At 72.5% G+C, this 24162-nt stretch carries 13 protein-coding genes; 10 read left to right on the forward strand and 3 right to left on the reverse strand.

The window, feature by feature from the left end; genetic code table 11:
• Window positions 1-21 precede the first annotated feature (21 nt).
• The 4 genes from ACX938_RS08535 to ACX938_RS08550 all read left to right on the forward strand — a co-directional run bounded on the left by ACX938_RS08535 (window position 22) and on the right by ACX938_RS08550 (window position 14540).
• Entirely contained in the window at window positions 22-7476 is a 7455-nt protein-coding gene (locus tag ACX938_RS08535) for an SDR family NAD(P)-dependent oxidoreductase (protein ID WP_459430731.1), read from the forward strand.
• Complete coding sequence (locus ACX938_RS08540) at window positions 7473-12488, forward strand: type I polyketide synthase (RefSeq protein ID WP_459430732.1); 5016 nt, start codon at window positions 7473-7475, stop codon at window positions 12486-12488. The genes ACX938_RS08535 and ACX938_RS08540 overlap by 4 nt, the downstream gene beginning before the upstream one ends.
• Window positions 12489-12681: 193 nt before the next feature.
• Window positions 12682-13680, forward strand: a complete 999-nt coding sequence (locus ACX938_RS08545; RefSeq protein ID WP_459430733.1) for a CE1 family esterase — start codon at window positions 12682-12684, stop codon at window positions 13678-13680.
• Complete coding sequence (locus ACX938_RS08550; protein ID WP_459430734.1) at window positions 13677-14540, forward strand: sulfotransferase; 864 nt, start codon at window positions 13677-13679, stop codon at window positions 14538-14540. The genes ACX938_RS08545 and ACX938_RS08550 overlap by 4 nt, the downstream gene beginning before the upstream one ends.
• A gap of 161 nt (window positions 14541-14701) precedes the next feature.
• Here ACX938_RS08550 and ACX938_RS08555 read toward each other — a convergent pair whose 3' ends face one another.
• From ACX938_RS08555 to ACX938_RS08565, 3 genes are all read right to left on the reverse strand, one after another.
• Window positions 14702-16102 (reverse strand): hypothetical protein, encoded by a 1401-nt coding sequence (locus ACX938_RS08555; protein WP_459430735.1) that lies wholly within the window; start codon window positions 16100-16102, stop codon window positions 14702-14704.
• 4 nt (window positions 16103-16106) lie between these two features.
• Window positions 16107-17006, reverse strand: coding sequence for a sulfotransferase family protein (locus ACX938_RS08560; RefSeq protein ID WP_459430736.1), 900 nt, complete (start codon window positions 17004-17006; stop codon window positions 16107-16109).
• A gap of 115 nt (window positions 17007-17121) precedes the next feature.
• The gene (locus ACX938_RS08565) at window positions 17122-17475 is read right to left on the reverse strand and encodes a hypothetical protein (RefSeq protein ID WP_459430737.1); all 354 of its coding nucleotides are present in this window, start codon (window positions 17473-17475) and stop codon (window positions 17122-17124) included.
• 164 nt (window positions 17476-17639) lie between these two features.
• On the opposite strand from ACX938_RS08565, the gene ACX938_RS08570 reads away from it, so the two are divergent.
• Genes ACX938_RS08570 through ACX938_RS08595 form a run of 6 tightly spaced genes read left to right on the forward strand, consistent with a single transcriptional unit; the run spans window position 17640 to window position 24153 of the window.
• Window positions 17640-19223, forward strand: a complete 1584-nt coding sequence (locus ACX938_RS08570) for an alkaline phosphatase family protein (RefSeq protein WP_459430738.1) — start codon at window positions 17640-17642, stop codon at window positions 19221-19223.
• A gap of 12 nt (window positions 19224-19235) precedes the next feature.
• Window positions 19236-20216 (forward strand): alpha/beta fold hydrolase, encoded by a 981-nt coding sequence (locus ACX938_RS08575; protein ID WP_459430739.1) that lies wholly within the window; start codon window positions 19236-19238, stop codon window positions 20214-20216.
• Window positions 20213-20983 carry an SDR family NAD(P)-dependent oxidoreductase gene (locus ACX938_RS08580; protein ID WP_459430740.1) on the forward strand — a complete coding sequence of 257 codons (771 nt, stop codon included), beginning with the start codon at window positions 20213-20215 and terminating at the stop codon, window positions 20981-20983. Before ACX938_RS08575 ends, ACX938_RS08580 begins: the two co-directional genes overlap by 4 nt.
• Window positions 20980-21726 (forward strand): SDR family oxidoreductase, encoded by a 747-nt coding sequence (locus tag ACX938_RS08585; protein WP_459430741.1) that lies wholly within the window; start codon window positions 20980-20982, stop codon window positions 21724-21726. The genes ACX938_RS08580 and ACX938_RS08585 overlap by 4 nt, the downstream gene beginning before the upstream one ends.
• A 5-nt stretch (window positions 21727-21731) precedes the next feature.
• Window positions 21732-23252: a hypothetical protein gene (locus ACX938_RS08590; RefSeq protein ID WP_459430742.1), complete on the forward strand. Its 1521-nt coding sequence runs from the start codon at window positions 21732-21734 to the stop codon at window positions 23250-23252.
• A 4-nt stretch (window positions 23253-23256) separates the two neighbouring features.
• A complete protein-coding gene (locus ACX938_RS08595; RefSeq protein ID WP_459430743.1) occupies window positions 23257-24153 on the forward strand; it encodes a CE1 family esterase in 897 nt (298 codons plus the stop codon).
• Window positions 24154-24162: the final 9 nt, after the last annotated feature.

Raw genomic sequence — 24162 nt, forward strand, 5'->3', positions numbered from 1 at the left:
GCCGCGGGCCAGCTTGCGCCCATGGGCCAGGCTGCGGCCTTCGCGCCGGACCTCGCACAGCGCTACGGCGGGCTCGGGCGGCTCTGCGCGGCGCTCGACCGGCTTTCCGCCGAGGCCGTGGCCCGGGCCGCCGATACCGACATTCTTGGGGCAGGCACACCGCTGGCCGCCGACCATGGCACCGAGTTCCCCATCGTCCAGGGGCCGATGACGCGGGTCTCGGACACCGCGCCTTTCGCGCAATCCGTGGCCGAGGGGGGCGCCCTGCCGATGGTGGCGCTGGCGCTGATGCGCCCGGCCCAGGCCGACACACTGCTGGCGGATGTGGCCCAGCGGCTCGCGGGCAAGCCCTGGGGCGTCGGGCTCCTGGGCTTCGCGCCCTCGCAACTGGTCCAGGAACAGGTGGCGGTCGCCCGAAAACACGGGCCCGCCTTCGCGTTGATCGCGGGCGGGCGTCCCGACCAGGCCATCGCGCTCGAAGGCGATGGCATCCCCTCCTACCTGCATGTGCCCTCGCCGCGGCTCCTGTCGATGTTCCTCGAACAGGGCGCGCGGCGGTTTGTCTTCGAGGGCCGCGAATGCGGCGGCCACGTCGGGCCGATGTCCTCGCTGGTGCTCTGGGACAACATGGTCCGCACCCTGCTCGAGGAGGTGCCCGACAAGAAGACCGCCGCCGAGATCTCGGTGCTTTTTGCGGGCGGCATCCATGACGCCGCTTCGGCGGCCATCGTCGGCGCCTTCGCCGCGCCGCTGGCCGCGCGCGGGGTCAAGGTCGGCGTGCTGATCGGCACCGCCTACCTTTTCACCGAAGAGGCCGTGCGCGACGGCGCCATCGCCGAGACCTTCCAGGACACGCTGCTCGCCTGCTCGGAGACGGTGACCCTGGAGACCGGCGCGGGCCATGCCAGCCGCGCGGCGCTCACGCCCTTTGCCGAGGAGTTCGCCGCCAAGCGCCGGGCGCTCGAGGCCGCGGGCACCGGCGCCGAGGACATGCGCGAGGAGCTGGAGAGCCTGACGCTTGGCCGGCTGCGCATCGCCTCCAAGGCGACCGAACGCCAGGGCGACGCGCTGCGCGAGGTGCCGGTCGACCGCCAGCAGGCCGAGGGCATGTATATGATCGGCCAGGTCGCCCAGCTGCGGCACGGGCTGACCGACATCCGCAGCCTGCACCGCGGCATCTGCGAGGAGGGCGCCGCCCGCCTGCGCGAGATCGCCGGCACCGCCACCGAGGACCGGGGCCCGGCGCGGCCCAAGACCCCCGAGCCCGCCGATATCGCCATCGTCGGCATGTCGGCGCTTCTGCCGGGCGCGCGTGACCTCCGGGAATACTGGGAGAACCTGCTCGACGGGCGGGCGGCGATCTCGGAGATCCCGGCGCACCGCTGGGACTGGCGCATCTACTTCGACCCCGATCCCAGCGTGCCGGACAAGATCTATTCGCGCTGGGGCGGCTTCATCGAGGACATGCCCTTCGACCCGATGGCCTATGGCATCCCGCCGCGGGCGGTGAAGTCGCTCGATCCCTTGCAGCTGATGACGCTGGAGGTGGCGCGGCGCTGCCTCGACGACGCAGGCCTGACCGGCGCCGCCGGGATCGAGGGGCCGCGGCTGCGGACCTCGGTGATCCTCGGCGCCTCGGGCGGGGCGGGAGACGTGGGCGCGCAATACGCCGTGCGCTCCGAGATGCCGCGCTTCCTGGGCGGGATCGACCCGGAGGCGGCGGGCTACCTGCCGGAATGGACCGAGGACAGCTTCGCCGGGATCCTGCTGAACGTCGCTGCCGGGCGCACCGCCAACCGGCTCGATTTCGGCGGGGTGAACTACACCGTGGACGCGGCCTGCGCCTCGTCGCTCGCGGCGGTCTACCAGGGCGTGCTCGAGCTCGAGACCGGGCGCTCGGACATGGTGCTGGCGGGGGGCATCGACACCGTGCAGGGGCCCTTCGGCTACCTGTGTTTCTCCAAGACCCGGGCGCTCAGCCCGCGCGGGCGCTGCGCCTCCTTCGAGGCCGGGGCCGACGGCATCGCGATCTCCGAGGGGCTCGCCATGGTGGCGCTGAAGCGCCTCGCCGATGCCGAGCGCGACGGCGACCGCGTCTACGCGGTGATCAAGGGCGTCGGCGGCTCCTCGGACGGCAAGGCCAAGTCGATGACCGCCCCGCATCCCGACGGGCAGATCCGCGCGCTCAGCCGCGCCTACGAGATGGCGGGCTACGGGCCTGAGACGGTCGGCCTCTTCGAGGCCCATGGCACCGGCACCGTGGTCGGCGACACCGCCGAGATGGAGACCGTGACCCGGCTTTTGACCTCGGCCGGGGCGGCGCCGCGCTCGGCGGCGATCGGTTCGGTCAAGACCCAGATCGGCCATACCAAGGCCGCCGCGGGCATCGCGGGCATGATCAAGGCGGCCTTGGCCTGTCACCACGGCGTGCTGCCGCCGCATGGCCGCGAGGGCGCGCCGAACGAGAAGTTGCTGGAGGAAGAGCTGCCCCTCTACCTCGTGGACCGCGCGCGGCCCTGGAACGCGGGCGCCCTGCCGCGCCGGGCCGGGGTCTCGGCCTTCGGCTTCGGCGGCACCAATTTCCACGTCACGCTGGAGGAACACGACGCCAAGCGCGCGATCCCGGCGCTCAGGCCCGCCGCGCGGCGGCGCTGGCCGCATGAGCTCCTGGTCTGGCGCGGCGCCTCGGCGCGCTCCGTGGTCCAGCAGATCCGCGCCCAGCTCGACCGGCTGGGGCAGGGCTGGGCACCGGAGCTCGCCGACCTCGCGCGCAGCCTCTGGGAGGCGGCGCCCGCCTCGGGGCTGACGGCGACGCTGGTGGTCTCGGACCCCGCGACGCTGGCGGCGCGCATGGGTGCGCTGATCGCCGCGCTGGAAGAGGGCGGCAAGCTGCCCCCGGGTGCGAGCTGGTCCGAGGCCCCGCGCCTGGCCTCCGGCGGCAAGCTCGCGCTGATCTTCCCCGGCCAGGGCAGCCAATACCCCGAGATGTTCGCCGATCTCGCGACGTTGCTGCCCGAGCTCTCCGAAAGCCTGGCCGAGGCCGACGCCGCGCTGGGCGAGCCGCTCAGCCGGGCGATCCTGCCCGAGGCCGCTTATGACGCCGAGGCCCGCGCCGCCGCCGCCGCCGCGCTGACCCGCACCGACATGGCGCAGCCCGCGCTGGGCGCCGTCGAGGCCGGGCTCTGGGCGCTGCTCGAGGGGCTGGGCCTGCGCGCCGACATGGCCGCCGGGCACAGCTACGGCGAGTTCGTCGCCCTGCATGCCGCCGGCGCGCTGACGCGCGGCGACCTGATCAAGCTGTCGCGGGCCCGCGGCCGCTTCATGGTCGAGGCGGGCGAGGGCGCGGATCTCGGCACCATGGCCGCCGTGCGCGCGCCCCGAGCCCGGATCGAGGCGCTGATCGAGGGCATCGAGGGGCTCTGCGTGGCCAACCACAACGCGCCCGAGCAAAGCATCCTCTCGGGCAGCCGCGCCGCCATCGAGGCGGCCCGCGCCAAGGCCGAGGGTGAGGGCCTGTCGGTCCGGCTCCTGCCGGTGGGCGCGGCCTTCCATTCGCAGATCGTCGCCCCCGCCGAGAAGCGGCTGGCGGGCTTCCTGAACAAGCTGCCGGTCGCCGCGCCGCGCTTCCCGGTCTACGCCAATACCACCGCCGCGCCCTACGATCCCGAACCCAAGGCCGTGCGCCGGACCCTGGCGCGGCAGCTCTCGCGCCCGGTGGAATTCGTGGCCGAGGTCGAGGCCATGCACCGCGACGGCGCGCGGGTCTTCCTGAGCGTCGGGCCCAAGGCCGCCCATGCCGGCATGGTCCGGCAGATCCTGGGCGAGGCCGATCACGCCGCCATCGTCACCGACGACGAGGAGGGCGGCCTGAAGGGTGTCCTCGCGGCGCTGGGGCAGCTTCTGTCCGAAGGCGCGTCGCTCGACCTCGCGCGGCTCTTCCGGGGCCGCGACGCGCGGATCGTGGCGCTCAAGGGCGCGATCGAGCTGCCCGAGGCCCCGGGCCGCAACATCTGGATGCTGAACGGCTCGGGCGCGCGCCCGGCCGACGGCCCGCCGCTGCCGGTGCTGACCCTCGAGGAGATCGAGGCCCGCAAGGCCGCCGCCCCCGCATCCGCCCCCGAGACCCCCGGTGCCGCGCCCCTGACCGGCGTGACGCTTCCGCCCCTCGCGCCCGCTGCCGGCGCGTCCCACGCCCCCGCCAGCTTGGCGGGCGCTCCGACTGGCCCCGGAAAGGAGACCATCATGGACCAGAGCCCGCAGGACCTGTCTCGTAGCGAGGCGGTCTATCCTCAGACCTTCGACAGTCCGGCCGAGGCGATCATGGCCGGGTTCCAGTCCACCATGACGCGCTTCCTGGAGATCCAGGAGCGGGTGATGCTCGCGAGCCTCGGGGCCGGTGTCCCGATGCGCAGCGCGCGTCCCGCCCGGCCCATGGCCCGGCCCGTGGCCGCGGCACCCCAGGCGGTGCTGAGTGCCCCGGCCCAGGCCCCGGCGCCCGCACCGCAGCCAGCGCCCGCCGCCGCCGTTACCGCGCCGGTCGCGCCGCCGGCCCAGCCCGCGGCGCCCGTGCCGCCGGCGCAGCCCGCCGCCGCCTCGGCGCCGGCAGCACCCGCGCCCGCGCCGAAGCCCGAGGCACCCGCCGCAAGCGCCGGCCTCGACCGCGAGGGCATCACCGCGCTGCTCCTCGAGATCGTGGAGGACCGCACCGGCTACCCCTCGGACATGCTCGACCTCGAGCAGGGCATCGAGGCCGACCTCGGCATCGACTCGATCAAGCGGCTCGAGATCGTGGGCGCGCTGGTCAAGGCGCTGCCCGCGCCGCAATCCGCGGCGGCCGCGCCGATCGGCGAGACGCTGAACGCCCAGAAGACCCTGGGCGCCATCGTCGAGACGCTGACCGCGCATCTCGAGAAGGAAGGGGCGCCGGTCCCTTTTGATCCCGCCGGGGCGGAGAATGCGGAGCGCGCGGATGCGCCCCGACCGCCCCGGTTCGTCATCACCGCCGAGGCCCAGCCGGGCCCGGCGACGGCGCCCCTGCCGAAGGGGCTCTACCTGCTGACCCGCGACGCGGGCGGCGTGGCCGAGGCGCTGGCCGCCCGGATCGATGCGGCGGGGGCCAAGGCGCGGCTCCTGACCGCCGAGGAGGCCGCGGCGCCCGTGGCGCTCGAGGGGGCCCCCGCGGGATTTGTGCATCTCGCCCCGCTCGACGCCGCGCCACTGGCGCTCGAGGCCGGGCGCGACGCCTGGCGTGACGCGCTCGCCCGCACGGAGAAAAGCGCCTACCGGCTGGTCCGGGCTTTTGCCGACGGGCTGAAGCAGGGCCGGGTGGTCTTCGCCTCGGCGCTGGGCGGCGACTTCGGGCGCAGCGGGGCCCGGGGGCTGATGCTCGCGGGCGGGGCCACCGGCCTGGCCAAGTCGCTGCGCGAGGAATGGCCCGAGGCGCGCACCCGGGCGGTCGACCTCGACCCCGCGCTCGCGCCCGATGAGATGGCCGCGCGGCTCTTCGAGGAGCTCTCCGCCCCCGAGGCCCGGATCGAGGTCGGCTACCCCGAGGGGCAGCGCCATGTCTTCCGCAGCCGCCCCGAGGAGGTCGCCGACCGTCCCGCCCGCGACCTGCCGCCCGGCGCGCTGATCCTGGCCACCGGCGGCGCGCGGGGCATCACCGCCGAGGTGCTGCGCCCCTTCGCCCGCGCCGGTGCCCGGCTGGTGCTGATCGGCCGCTCCGAGCCGCCGGAGCCCGAGGCCCCCGAACTGGCGGCTCTCTCCGATGCCGGGGCGCTGCGCCGTCACCTCGCCGGCGCGGCCAAGGCCCGGGGCGAGAAACCCACGCCCGCCGCCATCGACCGCGCCATCTCGGTGATCCAGCGCGACCGCGAGATCCGCGCCAACCTGGCCGATCTGGCGGCACTCGGGGCCGCCTCGGTCGACTACCGCGCCTGCGACATGGCTGATCCCGCCGCGGTCGCGGCGCTCCTGGCCGAGCTCGGCCCGGTCCACGGCGTGCTGCATGGCGCCGGCGTGATCGAGGACCGCCGCATCGAGGACAAGACGCCCGAAAGCTGGGACCGCGTGGTCGAGACCAAGGTCATGGGCGCGCTGGCGCTGGCTGCCGGGCTCGACGCCGCGCCGCCATCCTTCTGCGCGCTGTTCGCCTCGGTCGCCGGGCGCTACGGCAACTCCGGGCAGACCGATTACGCCACCGCCAACGAGCTTCTGAACCGCATCGCCGCGGCGCTGTCGGCGCGCTGGCCGGACTGCCGGGCGCTGGCGGTGAACTGGGGCCCCTGGGACGCCACGAAGTTCGGCGCGGGCATGGTCTCGGAGGCCGTGCGCGCCAAGTTCGAGGCCCAGGGCGTGACCCTGGTGCCCGCCGAGGGCGGCGCCGCGGCCTTCTACGACGAGATCCTGCGCGCGCCCGAGGGCGTCTCCGAAGTGACCCTGGGCGCCGGCCCCTGGGAGCGGCACGAGACCGACCGGGCGGGCGGCGAGCCCGCGCCCGCCGCCGCGACGGCCCCCCAGCGCGCCGCGCGCGACAGCGCCTTCCCGCTTCTGCCCGATCCCCGGCCCGCGCCCGCGCCGCGCGGCGGCACCGCAATCGCCCGGCGCTTCGCGCTGGCCCAGGACCCCTGGATCGGCGCGCATCGCATCGGCGGCACGCCGGTTGTGCCGCTGGCCTGCGCCGCCGAGACCTGCGCCGAGGCCGCCCGCGCGATCTGGCCCGACTGGCGGGTGGCGGGGCTCTCGGACCTGCGCGTGCTCTCGGGGCTGAAGCTCGACGAGGATGCCGACCGCGAGGTGCTGCTGGTCGGCACCTCGGCGGAACACGGCGACCCCACGGGCTTTGCCGCCCGGGTCGACATGAAGGCCGCCGAGGCCCCGCATCGCGGGTATTACCGCGCCTCGGCGATCCTGCGCCCGACGATAGGCGCCGCCCCGCTCGATGGCGCCGAAGAGCTGGCCCATGACCTCTTGATGACCCGCGCCGGACCTGCGGGGCTGACCGCCCGGGGCGCCTACCGCGAGATGCTGTTCCACGGCGCCGAATACCAGCGGGTGAAAGAGATCCTCGGGCTCGACACCGGCGGTGTGACCGCCCGCGTCGCCCCGAGCCCGCCGGGCAGTTTCGGCCCGGGCACCGGCTGGCTGGTCGATCCGGGGCTTCTCGACGCCGTGGCGCAGTTGGCCTGGGTCTGGTCCATGGTCACCCGCAAGGCCCCGGCGCTGCCCAATGCCATCGCGCGGCTGGTGCCGCTCGGCGCCGGGCGCCCGGCCCGGATGGTGCTGCGGATGCGCCCCGAGGCGCAGGCCCCGCAGGTGCTTTTTGACGCGGTGGTGGCCGATGAGGACGACCAGCCGGTCTTCCTGGCCGAGGGCTTCGAATGCACCTCGGACGCCGGCCTCGCGCGCTTCGCGGGCTTCAAGGGCGAGATCCTCTCGGATGTGGTCGGCGACCGGCGCGCCGAGGCCGCCGAATGACGCGGCCCGCCAAGGGGCAGGGCGACATCGCCATCGTCGGCATGGCCGGCATGTTCCCGGGTGCCGCGGACATCCACCGCTACTGGGCCAATATCTGCGCCAAGCTGGATTTCGTCGGCGACCCGCCGCCCGATTGGGAGGCGGCGCGCTACCTCGGGGCCGAGGGGCCCTCGAAGATCCCCACCGCGCGCGGCGGCTACCTGGGCGAGGCTTTCGCCGCCGATCCCGTCGACCTCGGGGTCATGCCCTCTTCGGTGGACGGCAGCGAGCCCGACCAGTTCGTCGCCCTGCGCATCGCCCAGGCGGCGCTCGAGGACGCGCGGCAGGGGCAGATCAACGCCGAGCGCACCGGCGTCATCGTCGGCCATTCGACCTATCTGCACCGCGGCAACGCGGCGGTGGTGCAGCACGGGGTGGTGCTCGACCAGACCCGCGAGCTGCTGGGCCAGCTCATGCCCTGGGCCGACCCCGCGACGCTCGACCGGGTGCGCGCCGAGATGGCCCGCCGCCTGCCGCCCTTCAACGCCGACATCGCGCCGGGGCTGGTGCCCAACGTGCTCTCGGGGCGGATCGCCAACCGGCTGAACCTGAACGGGCCGAACTACATCCTCGACGCCGCATGTTCCTCGTCGATCCTGGCGGTCAATGCCGCCATGATCGAGCTGCGCGCCGGACGCTCGGACATGATGATCGCCGGCGGGGTCAACGCCTCGATCCCGGCCGAGGTCTACATGGTCTTCAACCAGCTCGGCGCGCTGTCGGGCGCGGGCCATGTCCGCCCCTTCGCCGAGGGCGGGGACGGCACGCTTCTGGGCGAGGGGCTGGGCCTCCTGGTCCTGAAGCGCCGCGCCGAGGCCGAGGCCGCGGGCGACCGGATCTACGCGATCCTCAAGGGCGCCGGCCAGTCGAGCGACGGCAAGGGCTCGGGCCTCCTCGCGCCTCGGCTCGAGGGCGAGCGCCTGGCCATCGAACGCGCGATCGAGGACGCGGGCAGTGCCGAGACCCCGCCCGGCCTGATCGAGGCGCATGGCACCGGCATCCCGCTGGGCGACCGCACCGAGATCGGCGCGCTTTCGCATGTGCTGGGCGCGCGGGCGCCCTCGGGGCTGCCGACCACGGCCATCGGCTCGGTGAAATCGATGATCGGCCATTGCATCCCCGCCGCCGGGGCGGCCGGCCTGATCAAGACGGCGCTGGCGCTCTATCACAAGACGCTGCCGCCGACCCTGGGCGACAAGGTGCGCGCGGGCATCGGCATCGAGGAGACGCCGATCTACGTCAACACCGAGACCCGTCCCTGGATCGCGCCGCCGGGCGCGCCACGCCGCGCCGCGGTCAATGCCTTCGGCTTCGGCGGGGTCAATTCCCACGCGGTCCTCGAGGAGGCCGAGCCCGAAGAGGCACCCTTGCGCGCCTTCGGGGCGACGCCCGCCAACTGGGCGCGCGAGCTGGTGGTGCTGGCCGCCCCGGATCTGCCTGCGCTGGCGGCTGCCGCCCGGCACCTCGCGGAGCGCGTGAGTCTGCACGACGACGCCTCGCTGGCGCAGATCGCGGCCTATGCCGCGACCCGGGCCGGGGAGGCCGGAGAGGGCCCCTGCCGGCTCGCGGTGATCGCCGAAAGCCGCACCGATCTTCTGGAGAAGCTCGCCAAGGCGGCCGAGCGCTTCGAGGCCGGCAAGGGCAGCTTCCGCATCAAGTCCGGGGTGATCGCCTCCGACGCGCCGCTCGGCGGCCGCATGGCCTTCGTCTTCCCCGGCGAGGGGGCGCAATACCAGGGCATGCTGGGCGAGGTGCTGACCGCCTTCCCCGAGGCCCGCGCCTGGTTCGACTTCTGGGACGGGCTGTTCCCGGCGCGCGAGACGCCGCCTTCGGCCTCGGTCTTCCCGCCGCCGACGACGCTCTCGGACAAGCTCAGGACGCATCTCGCCGACAAGCTCTTCGGGCTGGAGTTCGGCTCTGAGAGCGTCTTCATCGCCGCTCAGGCGCTGATGGCGGTGACCGGGCGGCTGGGGCTGTCGCCGGACCTCGTGGTCGGCCATTCCTCGGGCGAGCATTCGGCGCTGGCCGCCGCCGGGGTCTTCGGAGCGACCGCCAGCGCGGAAGACCGCGCGGCATTCGCCGGGCGCATCCGCTCTCTGAACCGGCTCTACCAGGAGATCGAGGCCGCGGGCGGCCCGGGGCAGGGGGCGCTTCTGACCGTCGGCGGCGTGCCGCGCGCGCGGCTTCTGGCGCTGACCGAGGCCGACCCCGAGGTGCATCTGGCGCTCGACAACTGCGAACACCAGGCGGTGCTTTTCGGCAGCCGCGCCCGGATGGAGGCCGTCGCCGAGGAGCTGCGCCCCGAGGGCGGGATGACCGCCTTTTTGCCCTTCGACCGGCCCTATCACACGCCGCTTTTCGCGGAGATCGCCGAGAAGGTGGCCGGGGTCTACGCCGAGATGGACTTCGCCCCGCCGCGCCTGCCGGTCTATTCCTGCGCTAGCGCCGCGCCGATGCCCGAGGACCCCGACGCGATCCGCGCCGCGGCGGCCGGGCAATGGGCCGCGCGGGTGCGCTTCACCGAGACGGTCGAGGCGCTTTACGCCGACGGCGTGCGGCTTTTCGTGGAGATCGGGCCCTCGTCCAACCTCACCGGCTTCATCGAGGACACGCTGAAGGACCGCGAGGCGCAGGCCGTGGCGCTCGACAGCCGCCGGCGCGGCGGGCTCGGCCACCTCTTGCAGGCTCTGGGTCGGATCTGGTGCGCCGGTCGGGCGCTGGATGCGGGCGCGCTGTTTGCCGGGCGCGACCTGCCGCCGCTGGACCTGTCCGAGGATCCGCCGAAGCGCCGCCCCCGGGTGATCGACAACACGCTGGCCGTGGTGCGCCTGCCCGAGGAGGTCGCGGGCGAGATCGCCGCCGCGCTCGGCCAGGACGCCGCCGCCGCGCTGGGCGCCGTGGCACCGGGCGCAGAGGGTTTGGCGCAGATGCCGGGCGGTGTTCCGGCGGATGGGCCCTTCCAGACCGCGCCGCCGGGGGCTGCACCGGGGATGGGGGCTTTCCCGAGCGCTCCGCGTGGTGTCACCCCCGCCGATGGCCCCTTCCAGACCGCCCCGCCGGGACCCGTGGACGGCGCGTCGCAAACCGCCGCATCCAACGGCGCGCTTGCCCTGCCCCCGCCCGCGGGCCAGGCCGCCGAGGCCCTGCTTGCCGGTCATTTCGACGTCATGCAGCGTTTCCTCGAAACCGCGGGCTCGGTGACCGAGGCCGCCGTCGCCGCCCGCCCCGCGCCCCAGGCGCCCGGTGACGAGCCCGCCGATTGGGTGCCGCCGCTCCTGCACGAGGTCGACTGCGACGGCGCGCATCTGCGCGCCACCAGCGCCTTCGACCCCAAGGCCGATCCTTTCCTTGCCCAGCACACCTTCTACGCCGATCACGTCTCGGACAGCGCGCCCGAACTGCAGAGCCTGCCGGTCCTTCCGCTGGCGGTCAGCCTCGAGATGGTGCTCGAGGCCGCCGCCGTGCTGACCGGCCAGGTCGCCACAAGGCTCGAGAACGTCCGCGCCCGCGACTGGGTGGCCTTCGACGAGGGGCTGGCGGTGCTCACCACCGAGGCCGACCTTCGGGGCGACCGCGTGGCGGTGCGGCTCCTCAAGGGCACGGCGCTCCTTTTCGAGGCCGAGGCGGTCCTGTCCCCCGCCGATCTGCCACTGCCGCTGCCGGATCTCGCCGAGCCGCATGCGCCGGTCTGGACCGACGAGGCGCTCTACACCACGGGCATGTTCCACGGCCCGCTCTTCCAGGGCGTCGCGAGCCTGACCGCCTGGGACGCGGGCGGGCTCGACGCTGAGCTCGGTGACATGCCGCTCGACGCCTTCTTCGCCTATGACGAGGCGCCCGAGGGCCTCCTGATCAACCCCGCGCTCCTGGACCAGGTGGGGCATGTGACCGCCTTCTGGATCGCCCAGGGCTGGGGCACGGATTTCAGCTCCTTCCCCTCGGGCATCGCCCGGATCGACCTGCCCGACGCCCGCCGCGAGGCCACCCGGGGGGCAATGGTGCGCGGCCGGCTCGGCTTCCGCGACGAGGCCGACCGCCCGGTCGGCACACCCGAGGCCGCGCGCTTCCTCGAAGGGGATTTCGACGTTCTGGCACCGGACGGCGCGCGGCTGATCTCGGTGCGCGGCTGGCGCGACCGGTTCTTCGAGGTGCCGCACCGCTTCTACGAGGCGCGCTACCGCCCGCGTGAGGCCTGGTATGGCCAGGAGGCGACAGGGCTGTTCCCCGATCTGCCCGAGGGGCTACGGCTCTGGTCGGTGCCCGCCTTCCCGCGCGGCTTCCTCGAGGATGCCGGCGGGATCTGGGCCCGGGTGCTCGCCGCGACGGTCCTTTCCGAGGAAGAGCGCGCGCAGTTCGCCGGGCTGACCGGCAAGCGCCGCCGCGACTGGCTGATGGGGCGCATCGCGCTCAAGGAGGCCGCGCGCGGCTGGTTCGCCGCCGAACAGGGGGTGCTTCTGCTGCCGGCGGATATTTCCGTGGTCTCGGACGCCCAGGGGCGGCCCCGGATCGCGCCCGACCGGCCCGCTGCGCTGGGCATCACCGGGCCCATGCCCGAGGTCAGCCTGGCCCATGCAGGCGGCGCGGCGCTGGCTGCCGTCGGGCCCGCAGGCCTGCCGCTCGGCGTCGACCTGGAAACGCCCCAGGGGCTGGCGCCCGAGCTTCTGGCCGAGGGCGCCTTCGCCCCGGCCGAGCTGGCGCTGCTTGGAGTGACCGATCCCGCGCAGCCCGAGGCGGCGCCCCGGCTCCTGTCGGGCTGGTGCGCCAAGGAGGCGGCTGCGAAACTCTTGGGCGAGGGGCTGACCGGGCGCCCGCGGGCTTTTGTGTTGACCGCCTGCGACGCACCGGGCGGCCGGGCCGAGATCCGCACACCGGATGGCAGCGCGGTCGCCGTGCGGCTGGCGCAGAGCGGCGGGCTGGTCATGGCGCTGGCGCTAAGCGTCCGTTCGGGCGCCGATGCGGGCTCGGCCGCGTGAGGCCTGAGCGACGGCGCGGGCCGGGCGGCACACTCGTGTGTCCTCCCGCACCGGCAAGCCTGCGCCACCGGCGTCACCAGGGCCCCGCCGCATTGGACAGCCTCATGGGGCCTTGCTACTCTTTTTCCACCGCCCGGGCGCGTCCCGTGGCGCTTCTCTTCCACTGCAGCCCAGTTTGAAGAAGGGACTGACGATGATTTCCTTGGTTAGCAGAACTCTTGCCTCGGGCGCGCTGCTCCTGGCGCTTCTGGCCACCTCCGCCACCGCGCAGGACGGGCCGATCCGCGAGGCGATCCGCGACCGTATCGCCGAGCGCCGGGCCGAGCGGCAGGCGGGCGGCAGTCCCAGCGCCAGCGGGCTCGAGCTGATCACCATTCAGCACCAGGGCAGCCAGCGGTCCTATTACATCGACCCCGCGACCGTCTCCGCGGGCCGGGGCGTGGTCATGGTCTTCCACGGCGGCGAGGGGGACGGCCGGAACGCCCAGGAGTCGGCGCTGCTTTCGCGCTTCGCCAGCAGCTACGGCTTCGCAGCGGTCTATCCCAACTCCCCGGGCCAGCAGTGGAACGACGGCCGCGCCACCACCCGGTCGAGCTTCGACGACGTGGGCTACACCCGCGCCGTGGCCGCCGATCTGCGTGCGCGCTTCGGGCTCGACACCGGGCGGATGTTCGCCGCGGGCGTCTCGAACGGCGGCATGTTCACCCAGCGGCTCGCCTGCGAGGCGCCGGATCTCTTCCGGGGTTACGGCGTCGTGGTCGCCAATATGCCCGCCGATCTTGCCTCGCGCTGTGCGCCGGGGCGGGCCCAGCCGATGATCTTCTTCCAGGCCACCGACGACCGGCTGATGCCCTGGCAGGGCGGCGAGATCGCCAATATCGCCATCCTCGGGATCGGCACCGGCGGGCGGGTGCTTTCGGCCATCGAGACCCAGGAGTTCTGGATCCGCGTCAACAATTGCGGCGGCGGTTCGGGCGGTTCGGTGCGCGACGACGCCAACGACGGCACCAAGGCGCAACTCATCACCTACAATTGCGCGGGCGGCGCGGCGCTGCGGTTCTGGGTGCTCGAAGGGGCGGGCCACAATTGGCCGGGCGGCACCCGCAGCGGCGGCCGGATCGCGGGCAACATCAGCCGCGAGGTCGCGGCGACCGACGCCATGCTCTCCTTCTTCGCGCGCTACGGTCTATGAGCGGCGAGAGCCGGCCGCGGCCGATCCTGGTCGCGGCCTCTCCGGGCAGCGGCCACGGCACGCTGGCGGCGGCGCTCGGGCGCAACAGCCAAGCCTTCGACCTGCCGGTCCTGAACCTCGAGACCGAGAAGACCATCTACGACCTGGTCTTCGAGATGACCGGCCCGCGCATGGTGCAGCTGAGCGGCACCCTGCGCGCGCTGGCGCTGCTCCTGTCGGGCGAACAGAGCCTGCAGTCGGTCGAGATGGCGCGGCGCTGGCTCCTGGAGCGGATGCACTGGCCGACCGCGCGGCTCGCCGATTGGTTCGCCGAGCGGCTCGCGCCGCGGCGGCTGGTCCTGCCGCAGGGCGCGGGGCTCTTCAGCGAGATCGCGCGGGATCGGATCGCGGCGCTCTACCCGGGCGCCGACATCGTGACCCTGCGCCGTCACCCCGGGGCCCAAGCGCGGGTGGTCATGGCCCAGGCCGGCGGCGCGGCGGCGACGCTGCTGGGCGCCTCGGGCGGGGCCGCCGGCCAGCCGCGCCAGCCCGATCCGATCGGGCTTTGGCTCAAGGCCGAGGAGGCCATCGACGCGCTGGCGGGCGCGATGCCCGGCAGCCGGGTTGTCTCGGTGCAGCTCGAGGATCTGATCGCGTCCCCCGGGACCGAGCTGGCGCGCCTGGCCGAGGTTCTGGACCTGGCCGCCGAGCCCGCCGACCTCGCCGCCATGGCGCAGCCCGAGCTTTCGCCCTTCGCCGGCCCCGGCCCCTACGGCGCGAGCCTCGCCGAACCCATCGCGCCCCTGGCCGAGCTGACCCGCGCCGAGGACGGCCCGCGCTACGCGCTGCCGAAGAAGGCGCGGGAGTATGGGTATTCGTGAGGGTGTGAGGCCGGCCGGGCGCAGGCGGGTCTCATAGGTGAGGTGCGGGCGGGCAGGGCTGTCTGCGAAGCATGCGGCAACGCGAGCCTAGGCCGTCTCGGGTCAGCAGGGATGCCGCCGCTGCCGGACCTCCAGCCGCAGCCACATCCCCGAAACCACCTCTAGCTGCCACGCAACACCTCGAACCCGTTCTTGTCGGCATTCAGCGCGGGCGTTACCGCGCCGGATTTCCGGCTCAGGATGCGCAGGAGCTTCGGATGCACGCTGGTGCCCAGGAACAGGCCCGCCGGCGTCGATTGCATCGATCTCAGGCCGGTCGCCGAGACCCGCCCCAGCGCGGCGTCGATCACCTTCTCCCAGTCGCTTCCGTTGCGGGACCGCCAGAGCTGGTACCCCCCCGTCAGCGGCGATCCGTCCCCGTGGAGCGCCGTGTCGAAAGGCTCCCATTGCTGAGTGCCGACATAGAGCGCGTCTTCGTGCACCGTCATTGACCACATGACCGAGTTGTAGGGATCGTCGAAGCCCGGTCCCATGGCGCTGAGCGGCACCTTGAGCCCGTCGGGCGTGCAGCGCAGGTCCCCGACCAAGAGATCCCAGGACCCGTCCGGCTTCACTCGGATCAGCTCGGCAGTGGCGGGGCCCACGTCATGCGCTTTGTCGTAGCCCAGCCCGGAGATGCCCGAGCCCACGTACATATCGCCGTCGAAGGCGCAGAGCGTGGCAACCGAGAAGTTGTGGTTGAACCGATAGGCGCCGTCCGTCAGCACCCGCTCCCATTTGTGCAGCCCTTTGCCTTTGCCGTCGGTGCGCCACAGCTGGAAGCCGCGCGTCCAGGAGGCGGTGCCTGCGTAGAGGTAGCCATGCGCGACACCCAGCGCGAAGACCGAGCGGTTGACCGGATCGCCAAAGGCGGGTTCGCAGACCGGCGCCCAGCTTTCGGCGCCCTTGGCGGGGTCGTCGGAGACATAGACCATGGCTTCCGGGGCGAAGTTCGGGTCGGCCTTGTCGCGCGTGGCGGTTCCGGCGGGCGCGGTGTAGAGCCGCCCCTTGAACTCGACCAGACCGCGGAAGGACAGGATGCGGTCGTCGTGCCGTCCAGTCCCCAACACGGGCTCGAAGCTCACCCCGTCTTCGGACCGCAGGATGCCACCGCCGAAGAGCGACATGGTGCCCGCGTAGAGACAGGGATGCGGGTCGCTCTTGCCCTTGAAGATCTGCAGCGCCCGAATGCCGTATTCTCGCGCCAACCCGGTGGGATGGGTGACGCCGGTCAGCCCGGCCAGATCCTTGCCCCCAAGGGTTTCGTTCTGCGCGTCGAGCCGGGCCAGGATCTCCTCGTTGGTCTCGATCACGGGGGCGCTGTGGGCGGTCTCCCAGCTCTCGGACTTCGGATCGAACCGCAGGATGCGGCCCGCGTCGGTCGGGCTGGCACCTCGCGGAGCGGTGGTGCCGAGGTAGAGGTGATCCTGAAACCAGGCCATGGCGTGGGCCAGCGTGCTGCCCTCGTGGCCCAGCCCGCCTTGCGCGACGGACACGAATTGCAGGTCTGTATCGCCGTCCATGTGCTTATCCATATCCAAACTGGCGCGCGAGCCTGATTGTCTCCGGCGCCAGAGCGCCACCATCGTCGCGCCAGGGCAGGTGGCTGTCGAGCGGAGGCTCGGCGATATTCTGCAGCCGCGACATGTCGAGCACCGGGTTTTTCAGGAAATTCGGGTCGTTGCCGTAAAGCGCCGAAGGTGGCCCGATTGAAGCATAGGGAGAGTTTTCCGGGTGCATCATCGCCTCGAGCGCATCGGGCTCGGTGGACAGCCCCAGCCATTCGCAGATTTGCGCGAGGTATTTCGGCGGGTCGCTAAGGATCATCTCGGCCTTGACCCGCAGGCACTGGCCCGGGGGAAGCGTGGCGGTAAAGCGCGTGATGTTGTCCTGCGCGCGCCGCCAGGTGTTCTCGGGATCGAGGTTGATGCGCGCCCGGCGCTTGGGCTTGTTGGCATCCGCGAAGCTGTTGCGCAGCGCCATCGCGGACTTGCAGGTGGTGATCGGGTGGCGCGTGAGATGCAGAAAGGAGGCGTTCGGAAAGACCTGCAGAAGCCGCACCATGTTGTCGTAATTGGTAACGGTTCGCGGGCTCTTGTCGAACAGCGCCTTGTCGCCGACCTGGTCCTGGATATGGGCGAAAAGCTCGGCGATGCTCCAATGCGCGCGCTGCATGAGCCACTGCCGGGCGGCGTTGACCGTCTCCTCGGTCTGTTCGCCGTCGTGCAGCTGCGCGAGGAGCCTGAGTAGTCCCGCCAGACCGTATTCCAACGGCCCCTTCAACGTCTGCAGCACCCCGCCGATGGTATCCGCGTGCGAGACGCTGATCTCGGGCATGCCGTAGACCTGCGGGTGCTGGCCGATCATGCCGCCGATGAGCGAGGTATAGGACCGCCCGGGCGCGATCAGGAAAATGGGCTCGGGCATGGGCGCTCCGCGATGAATGACACAAACAAACGACCTGTCCCGAAAGGGATAGCCGCCGCTTCATTGCTCTGGCAATTAAAATTGACGCCCCGGCAAGCAGTGGTGCGCGCGCGCCTCAGGGGCGGCCGCGGGTGCCGGTCAGATCCGCGGGGCCGGGGGTGTCGGCGCCCTCGGCCTCTGCGTCCGAGGCGCTTTCCACCCGGTTCATCAGCGCGCGCTCTTCCTCGAGCAGCGCCAGCACCGAGCGCAGCACCTCGATGCGGTAGTCGAGGTCGCGGCGGCGGCCGGCCAGCGCCTCGGCGTCGTCGCTGACCTCGATGGCCAGTTCGGAAAGGTCGAGAAAGGCCGGGGTGGAGATGAACTCCTGCACGTGGCGCAGCCGGGTCTGGCGCTCCTGCTGGTCGCGCAACAGGTCCTTCAGGCCCTTGTCGGTGCCGCTGTCGTCCCGCGATTTGGCCGTGTCGGTCATGGCGTGGCGCTGTCCAGGTTGCCCCCGAGCGCTACGAAGTCCTGCGCCCGAAGGCAAGAAGTTGCATTCAAAGAGGGTTGCGCCAAGACCGAGATCCGATTTTAAATTTCAGGGCGTTGCCGCGCAGCATCGGCGGCAGGGGGCAGTATTCGGAGTAAGTTTATTTGTCTGACCGTGTTTTGATGATCGGCCTCGACGGGGCCACTTTCAGCCTGCTCTCTCCTCTGTCCCGGCAAGGCCATCTGCCCTTCCTGACCGGATTGATCAAATCCGGGACCATCGCCCAGCTGATGTCGACGCGGAACCCGCTGACGCCGCCGGCCTGGACCTCGATGACCACCGGGGTCAGCCCCGAGGCGCATGGCATCTACGACTTCCTGCGCCCGGCCTTCCTCGAAGATGGCGGCGTTTTCCTGAAGATCAACGACCGCCGCGACAATCACGCGGAAACGGTGTTTTCCATCGCCAACCGCGGCGGCAAGCGCGCGACGGTGCTGAACTTCTTCGGTTTCTACCCCGCGCCCGAGCTCGACGGCCACGTGGCCTCGGGCTTCGTGCCCTGGAAGCACCTGCGCGGCGGCATCCACCCGCCGGCGCTGTTCGACAGTCTGCGCGCCTCGGAGGATTTCGACTACCGCGACCTCGGCATGGACATTGGCGAGGAGAAGAAGGTGGTCCAGGGCCTCGAGGCCGACGAGCACGAGGAATGGATCGAGCTGCAGAACGTCCGCGACAAGGCCTGGACCGACGTGATGTGCCGGCTGCTCGAGGAGGATCCGACCGACCTCGCGGCCATCGTGCTGGACGGGCCGGACAAGATCCAGCACCTCTTCTGGCGCTACCTCGATCCCGAGTGCCACGCCGGCGAACCGGGAGAACAGACCGAGAAGATCACCCGGCTGGTGACCGAGTTCTACGCCCGGATGGACGACAACATCCGCCGCATGGTCGAGGCCGCTGGCCCCGGGACCAACGTGCTGATCACCTCGGACCACGGCTTCGGGCCGACGACCGAGATCGTCTACATCAACCAGTGGCTCGCCGATCGCGGCTACCTGCACTGGCGCGAGGACGGCGCGGGCGACGGGCGGGCGCAGCTTGCCGCCGACAAGCTCAAGGACCACCAGGCGATGATCGACTGGAAGCGCACGGTGGCCTTCTGCCCGACGCCCTCCTCCAACGCGATCTTCATCAAGCCCGACCCGGGCGACGGCTCGGGCATTTCGCCCGACCGCTACATGGAGTTCGCGCTGAAGCTGCGCGAGGAGCTCCTGGCCTGGACCGACGACCAGGGCGAGAAGGTGCTGGCCGGGCTCGACATGAACAAGATGCGCGGCCGCGCCTTCATCGAGCCCTGCCCGGACATCACCCTGAAGCTGCGCGACGGCGGCTTCGTCTCGATTATCTCCTCGGATGCGGTGGTCAAACCGCGCGCCCTGGCCGACGGCACCCATCGCCCCGAGGGCATCTTCATCGGCGCGGGGCCCGCCTTCCGGCAGGACGAACAGGTCGATCCGCTGAATCTTCTGGACATCGCGCCCTTGATGCTGACGCTACTGGGGCTGCCGGTGCCGAAGAACCTCGAGGGGCGGGTGCCGCAGGAGGCCCTGGTCCCGGGCATCACCGCCACCAAGGCGGGCCAGGCCCGGAGTGCTGCGTCGCAACCCGCCGAGGAGCGCCCGGAACCCAGCGCCGAAGAGCGCGAGGTCCTGCTCCGGCAGATGAAGAAGCTCGGCTACATGGATTGAGGCACGCGCCCGATGACGGCCCTGACGCTTCCCGACGTCAAGCTGAACTACCAGCTTCTCGGTGCGGACCCGGAGGCCGGTCCGGTGCCCCTGGTGATGATCCACGGGCTCGGGGCGAACCTGTCCTTCTGGTTCCTCGGCGCGGTGCGCTACCTGGGCCAGGAGCGGGCGCTGCTCTTGCCGGACCTGCGCGGCCACGGGGCCAGCTCCATGCCGCCCGAGGGCTACCGGCTCGACCGGATGGCGGCCGACATGCTGGCGGTCATGGATGCGGCGGGCATCGGCCAGGCGCATCTGGTGGGCCACAGCCACGGCGCCCGGGTGGCGCTGGTCCTCGCGCAGCGCCATCCCGAGCGCTTCGCCAGCTTGACCGTGGCCGACACGCAACTGCGCGCGATCCAGCCGCCGATGCGGCTTTGCGACTGGCCGCATTGGCCCGAGTGGCGCGCGCAGCTCGCCGAGCAGGGGGTGACCCGCTTCCCGCCCGAAGAGGCCGAGATTGACTTCACGCTCCTGGCCGAACTGGGCCAGCGCGGCGGCACGGCGCTGGCCACGGGCGAGCTGCCCGCGCGGGCGGGCCCGGCACGGCGCCGCGGCATCAACCTGCGCTCGCGGCAGATGGGGGCGCGCGGCGCGCAGCGCTGGCAGGCGCTCCTGGACACCACCACCGCCCGCGACGAGATGCAGGACGAGACCCAGATCGACGTGCCTGCGCTGCCCGAGCTGCCGATGCCGGTGCTTCTGGCCTATGGCGCCAAGTCGCACTGCCTGCCGACCTCCGAATACCTGCTCGACCATTTGCCCGGCGCGCGCCGGGTGGTGGTGCCCGGCGCAGGGCATTTCTTCCCGATCGTGAAGCCGCGGGTCTTCGCCATGGCGCTGCAGGCCTTCATCGGCGGCAGCGACCAGCCCGCCGCGCTGCGCCTGCGCGCCGCCGCGAAGCGCCGCCAGCGGCCGCTGCGCGCCACCATCCGCCGGAGGGGCTGGCGATGAGCGCGCCGGTCGCCGTGTTGACCGGGGCCACCAGCGGCATCGGCCGGGCCCTGGCGCTGGAATACGCCCGGCGCGGGCATCGGATCATCGGGCTCGGCCGCGCCGAGACGCGGCGGGCGGAACTGCTGTCCGAGCTGGAAGAGGTCGCGCCGGGCGCGGGCCACGAGGCGCTGGGCCTCGACGTGGGCGACGCGGACCAGATGGCGCAGCTCGCCGCGCGGCTGACCGAGATCGGGCGGGCCGACCTGCTGGTCTGTTCGGCGGTGGTGGGCCGCGACCCCGAGGCGGGCGCGCCGCCGCGCACCCGCGACCTGCCGCTCGCCGACTGGCAGCGCGCCATCGACGTGAACCTGCACGGGGTCTTCCTGGCCGACCAGGCGGTGCTGCCGCTGATGCGCAGGGCGGGCGAGGGCGACATCCTGCACATCGGCTCTTCCACCACGCCGCAGGGGCTGCGCGGCACGCCGCTCGCCCCGGCCTATTGCGCGACGAAATTCGCGCTCGCCGCCCTGGGCCGCGAGCTGGCCGAGGCGCTGGGCCCCGAGGGCATCCGCGTCCGCACGGTCTTCCCGGGCTCCGTCGACACGCCGCTGATCGCCGATACGCTGCTCGACGGGCCCTTCGGCGGGCGCATGACCCCCGAGGGCTTCGCCCGGGCGCTGGCCGATCTGACCGAGCTGGGCCGCCGCATGGCCTGCCCCGATCCCCATCTTCTGCCGATGCCCCGCCGGGGCCGTCAGCGGCACAAAGCGCGAGGTTCCGCATGAGCATCCCCCTGACCGGCAAATCCGCCATCGTCACCGGCGCCGCGGGCGGCATCGGCGCCGCCGTGGCGCGCCGCCTCGCGGCGGGGGGCGCGCAGGTCCTGCTGGTCGACCGCAACGCCGAGGGGCTCGCCGCGGTGGCCGAGGAGATCGGCGCGGCGGCGCGGGTCTTCCCCGCCGACATCACCTCGGAGGCGGACATGGCGCGCATGGCCGAGCTGGCGCTCGAGCCCACCGGCCGGATCGACATCCTGGTCGCCGCGGCGGGCATCCTGCGGGTCGGCGGCACGCTGAAATCCGTGGCCGACACCAGCTTCGAGGAATGGAAGACCGTCATCGACGTGAACCTGACCGGCACCTTCCTGTCGAACCGCGCGGTCCTGGCGGCCATGCTGGCCCAGAAGGAAGGCGATATCGTCAATATCTCCTCGGTCTCGGGCAAGCAGGGCCGGGCCTTCGACGGGCCCTACGCCAGCTCGAAGTTCGGCATCCTGGGTCTGTCGGAAAGCCTCGCCGAAGAGGTCCAGCGCGAGGGCGTGCGGGTGCAGACGGTGCTGCCCGACGCGGTGGACACCGGGCTCTGGTCGCAGTCGGGCACCGCCGCGCTGAAACCGCGGGCGATGCTGTCCGCCGATCACGTCGCCGAATACGTCGACTACCTGGTGCGGCTTCCGCGCGAGATGTTCCTGTTCAACTCCGTCGTGGCCCCGGTGCCGCAGCGCCGAAAACGCGGCAAGGGGGCCTGAGCGCGATGACCATGCCGCTGCCCGATCCCTTCCCGAACCGCGGGCTCAACGCCCGGGACTTCACCCGCGTCGGGGTCGGCGGGCTGGGCGACGGACACAACAACTACGCCCATTCCATGGCCTGGTTCCGCGGGCGGCTCTACCTCGGCACCACCCGGTCGAACCTCTGCATGCTGCGCTTCCAGTCGGCCTTCAAGGCGCTGCCCTTGAAGGTCTGGCCGGTGGAATGCCCCGAGACGCTCGACGGGCTCTACGAGCTCGACCGGCGCTCGCAGATCTGGGCCTATGACCCGCTCACCGACCAATGGGAGATGGTCTTCCGCGCGCCCATGGTCGAGGGGCTCGACGGACGCCCGGTCCCGCGCGAGATCGGCTATCGCTCGATGGAGGTCTACCAGGGCCCGGGCGATACCGAACCGGCGCTTTACGTCTCGGCCTGGGCGCCGGGGCGGGCGCCGGGCGGGCTGATCCTGCGCTCGACCGACGGGCAGGGCTTCGAGCCGATCACGCCTTACGGCATCACCGATCCGCCCTTTTCGGTGACCCGCAGCCTGACCACCTTCAAGGGGCGGATGCATTTCGCCCCGACCGCGCGGCGGGGCAGCGACGGCGGGCAGCAGAACTCGGCGGGGCTGCCGCTGATCTTCGCCTCCGACACGCCCGAGGCCGGCGACTGGCAGCCGGTGAACCCGCCGGGCTTCGAGGACGCGGGCAACATGGGGATCTTCAGCCTCGCGGTGGCGGGCGACACGCTCTACGCCGGGACGCTGAACCTCGAGGGGCTGCAGGTCTGGGCGACCGACGGCAGCCCCGCCGACCCCAAGGCCGGGCCGTTTCCCTACCGCTGGCGCAAGGTGATGAGCCATGGCGCCGGGCGCGGACCGCTGAACCAGGCGGTGGCCAGCATGACCGCCTTCAAGGGCGCGCTCTACGTCGGCACCGGCATCCAGGGCGGCGGGCTCGACCGGGTCAACGGCATCGGCCCCGCCGCGGCCGAGATCCTGCGCATCCATCCCGACGACAGTTGGGAGGTGGTGGTCGGCGACCGCGACGGCGACGGGCGCGCGCCGCTCTCCGGGCTGAAGGCGGGCTTCGGGCATTTCTTCAACGGCTACATCTGGTCGCTCGCCGAACACGACGGCTGGCTCTACTGCGGCACCTACGACTGGGCGGTGACCCTACGCTGGGCCAAGCTCGACGGGGCGCCGCGGCTGGTGCGCGAGCTGCTGACCCATGTCAGCCCCGAGCGCATCATCGAGAACGACGGCGGCGCCGACATGTGGCGCAGCGCCGACGGCGAGAACTGGCTGCCGGTCACCCGGCGCGGGCTCGGCAATCCCTACAACTGGGGGGTGCGGAACCTGGTCTCCACGCCCGAGGGGCTTTTCGTCGGCACCGCCAATGTCTTCGGCCCGCGCGTCGCGGTGCCGGACGGCACGCCCGAGGGCTGGCGCTACGAGGACAACCCGCTGGGCGGGCTCGAGGTCTGGCGCGGGCAGGGGCCCGCCGTGGACCGGGCGGGATAGGGCCGTGGCGGCGCGCGGCAAAAGGGGCGGCAGCCCCGGCGCCCCGGTCCGGGCCGCGCGCAGCGTCTCCATCAAGACCCGCTGGGGCGCCCGGGCGCTCCTGCTGCCCGAGATGCCGGTCGAGACCGCGCCGGCCTGCTCCACGGTGCTGGCGCTGCACGGGGGCAACGGCACCGCCCAGGGCTTCGTGCTGCGCTCGGGCCTGGCCGAGGCGCTGCAAAGCTACGGCCACGACATCGCCTTCCCGCAGGCGCTGCGGCATTGGTCCGACGGCCGCCCCCCGCTCGAGGACCGCTGGCCCGGCGACCGCGGCTTCATCGAGGTGATCCACGCCCGCCAGAAAGAGGCGCTGAACCGCGCCGAGGTGCCGCTGGCGCTGATCGGTGTGTCGAACGGCGGGATGTTCTGCCAAAGGCTCTGCTGCGCGCTTTCCGAGCCGCCGGCCATCGGCGTCGCCGTGGTCTCGGCCCTGCCCGAGGCCCTGGCGCAGAGCGCGCCGCCCGGCCCGCCGGTGCCGATGATGCTGATCCAGGCCACCGACGACCCGCTGATCCCCTGGGAGGGTGGCGAGGTGCCCGACATCGCCGGTTTCTCGGTCGCGGGCCGGCTCTTGGGCGTCGAGGCGACGGTGGACTTCTGGAAGCGGCGCAACCGGATCACGGCCCCGCCCCGGCGCAGCCGCGCCCGGGTCGGACGGCACGACGCGCGGATCAGCTTCTGGGACGGCGGGGAGGCGGGGGCCGATCTCTGGCTCGTGGTGCTGGAAGGGGCGGGGCACCGGCAGCTCGACGGCGACCCCCGGCATTTCCGCACCGGGACGCTGCAGGATCTGATCGCACGCACGGTGATGTGGTATGTCGACCGCGAAAGGCTCGCGGCGACGGGGAAGGCTTCAATCTGAACGAGGTGG

Source organism: Roseivivax sp. (genome assembly GCF_054552075.1).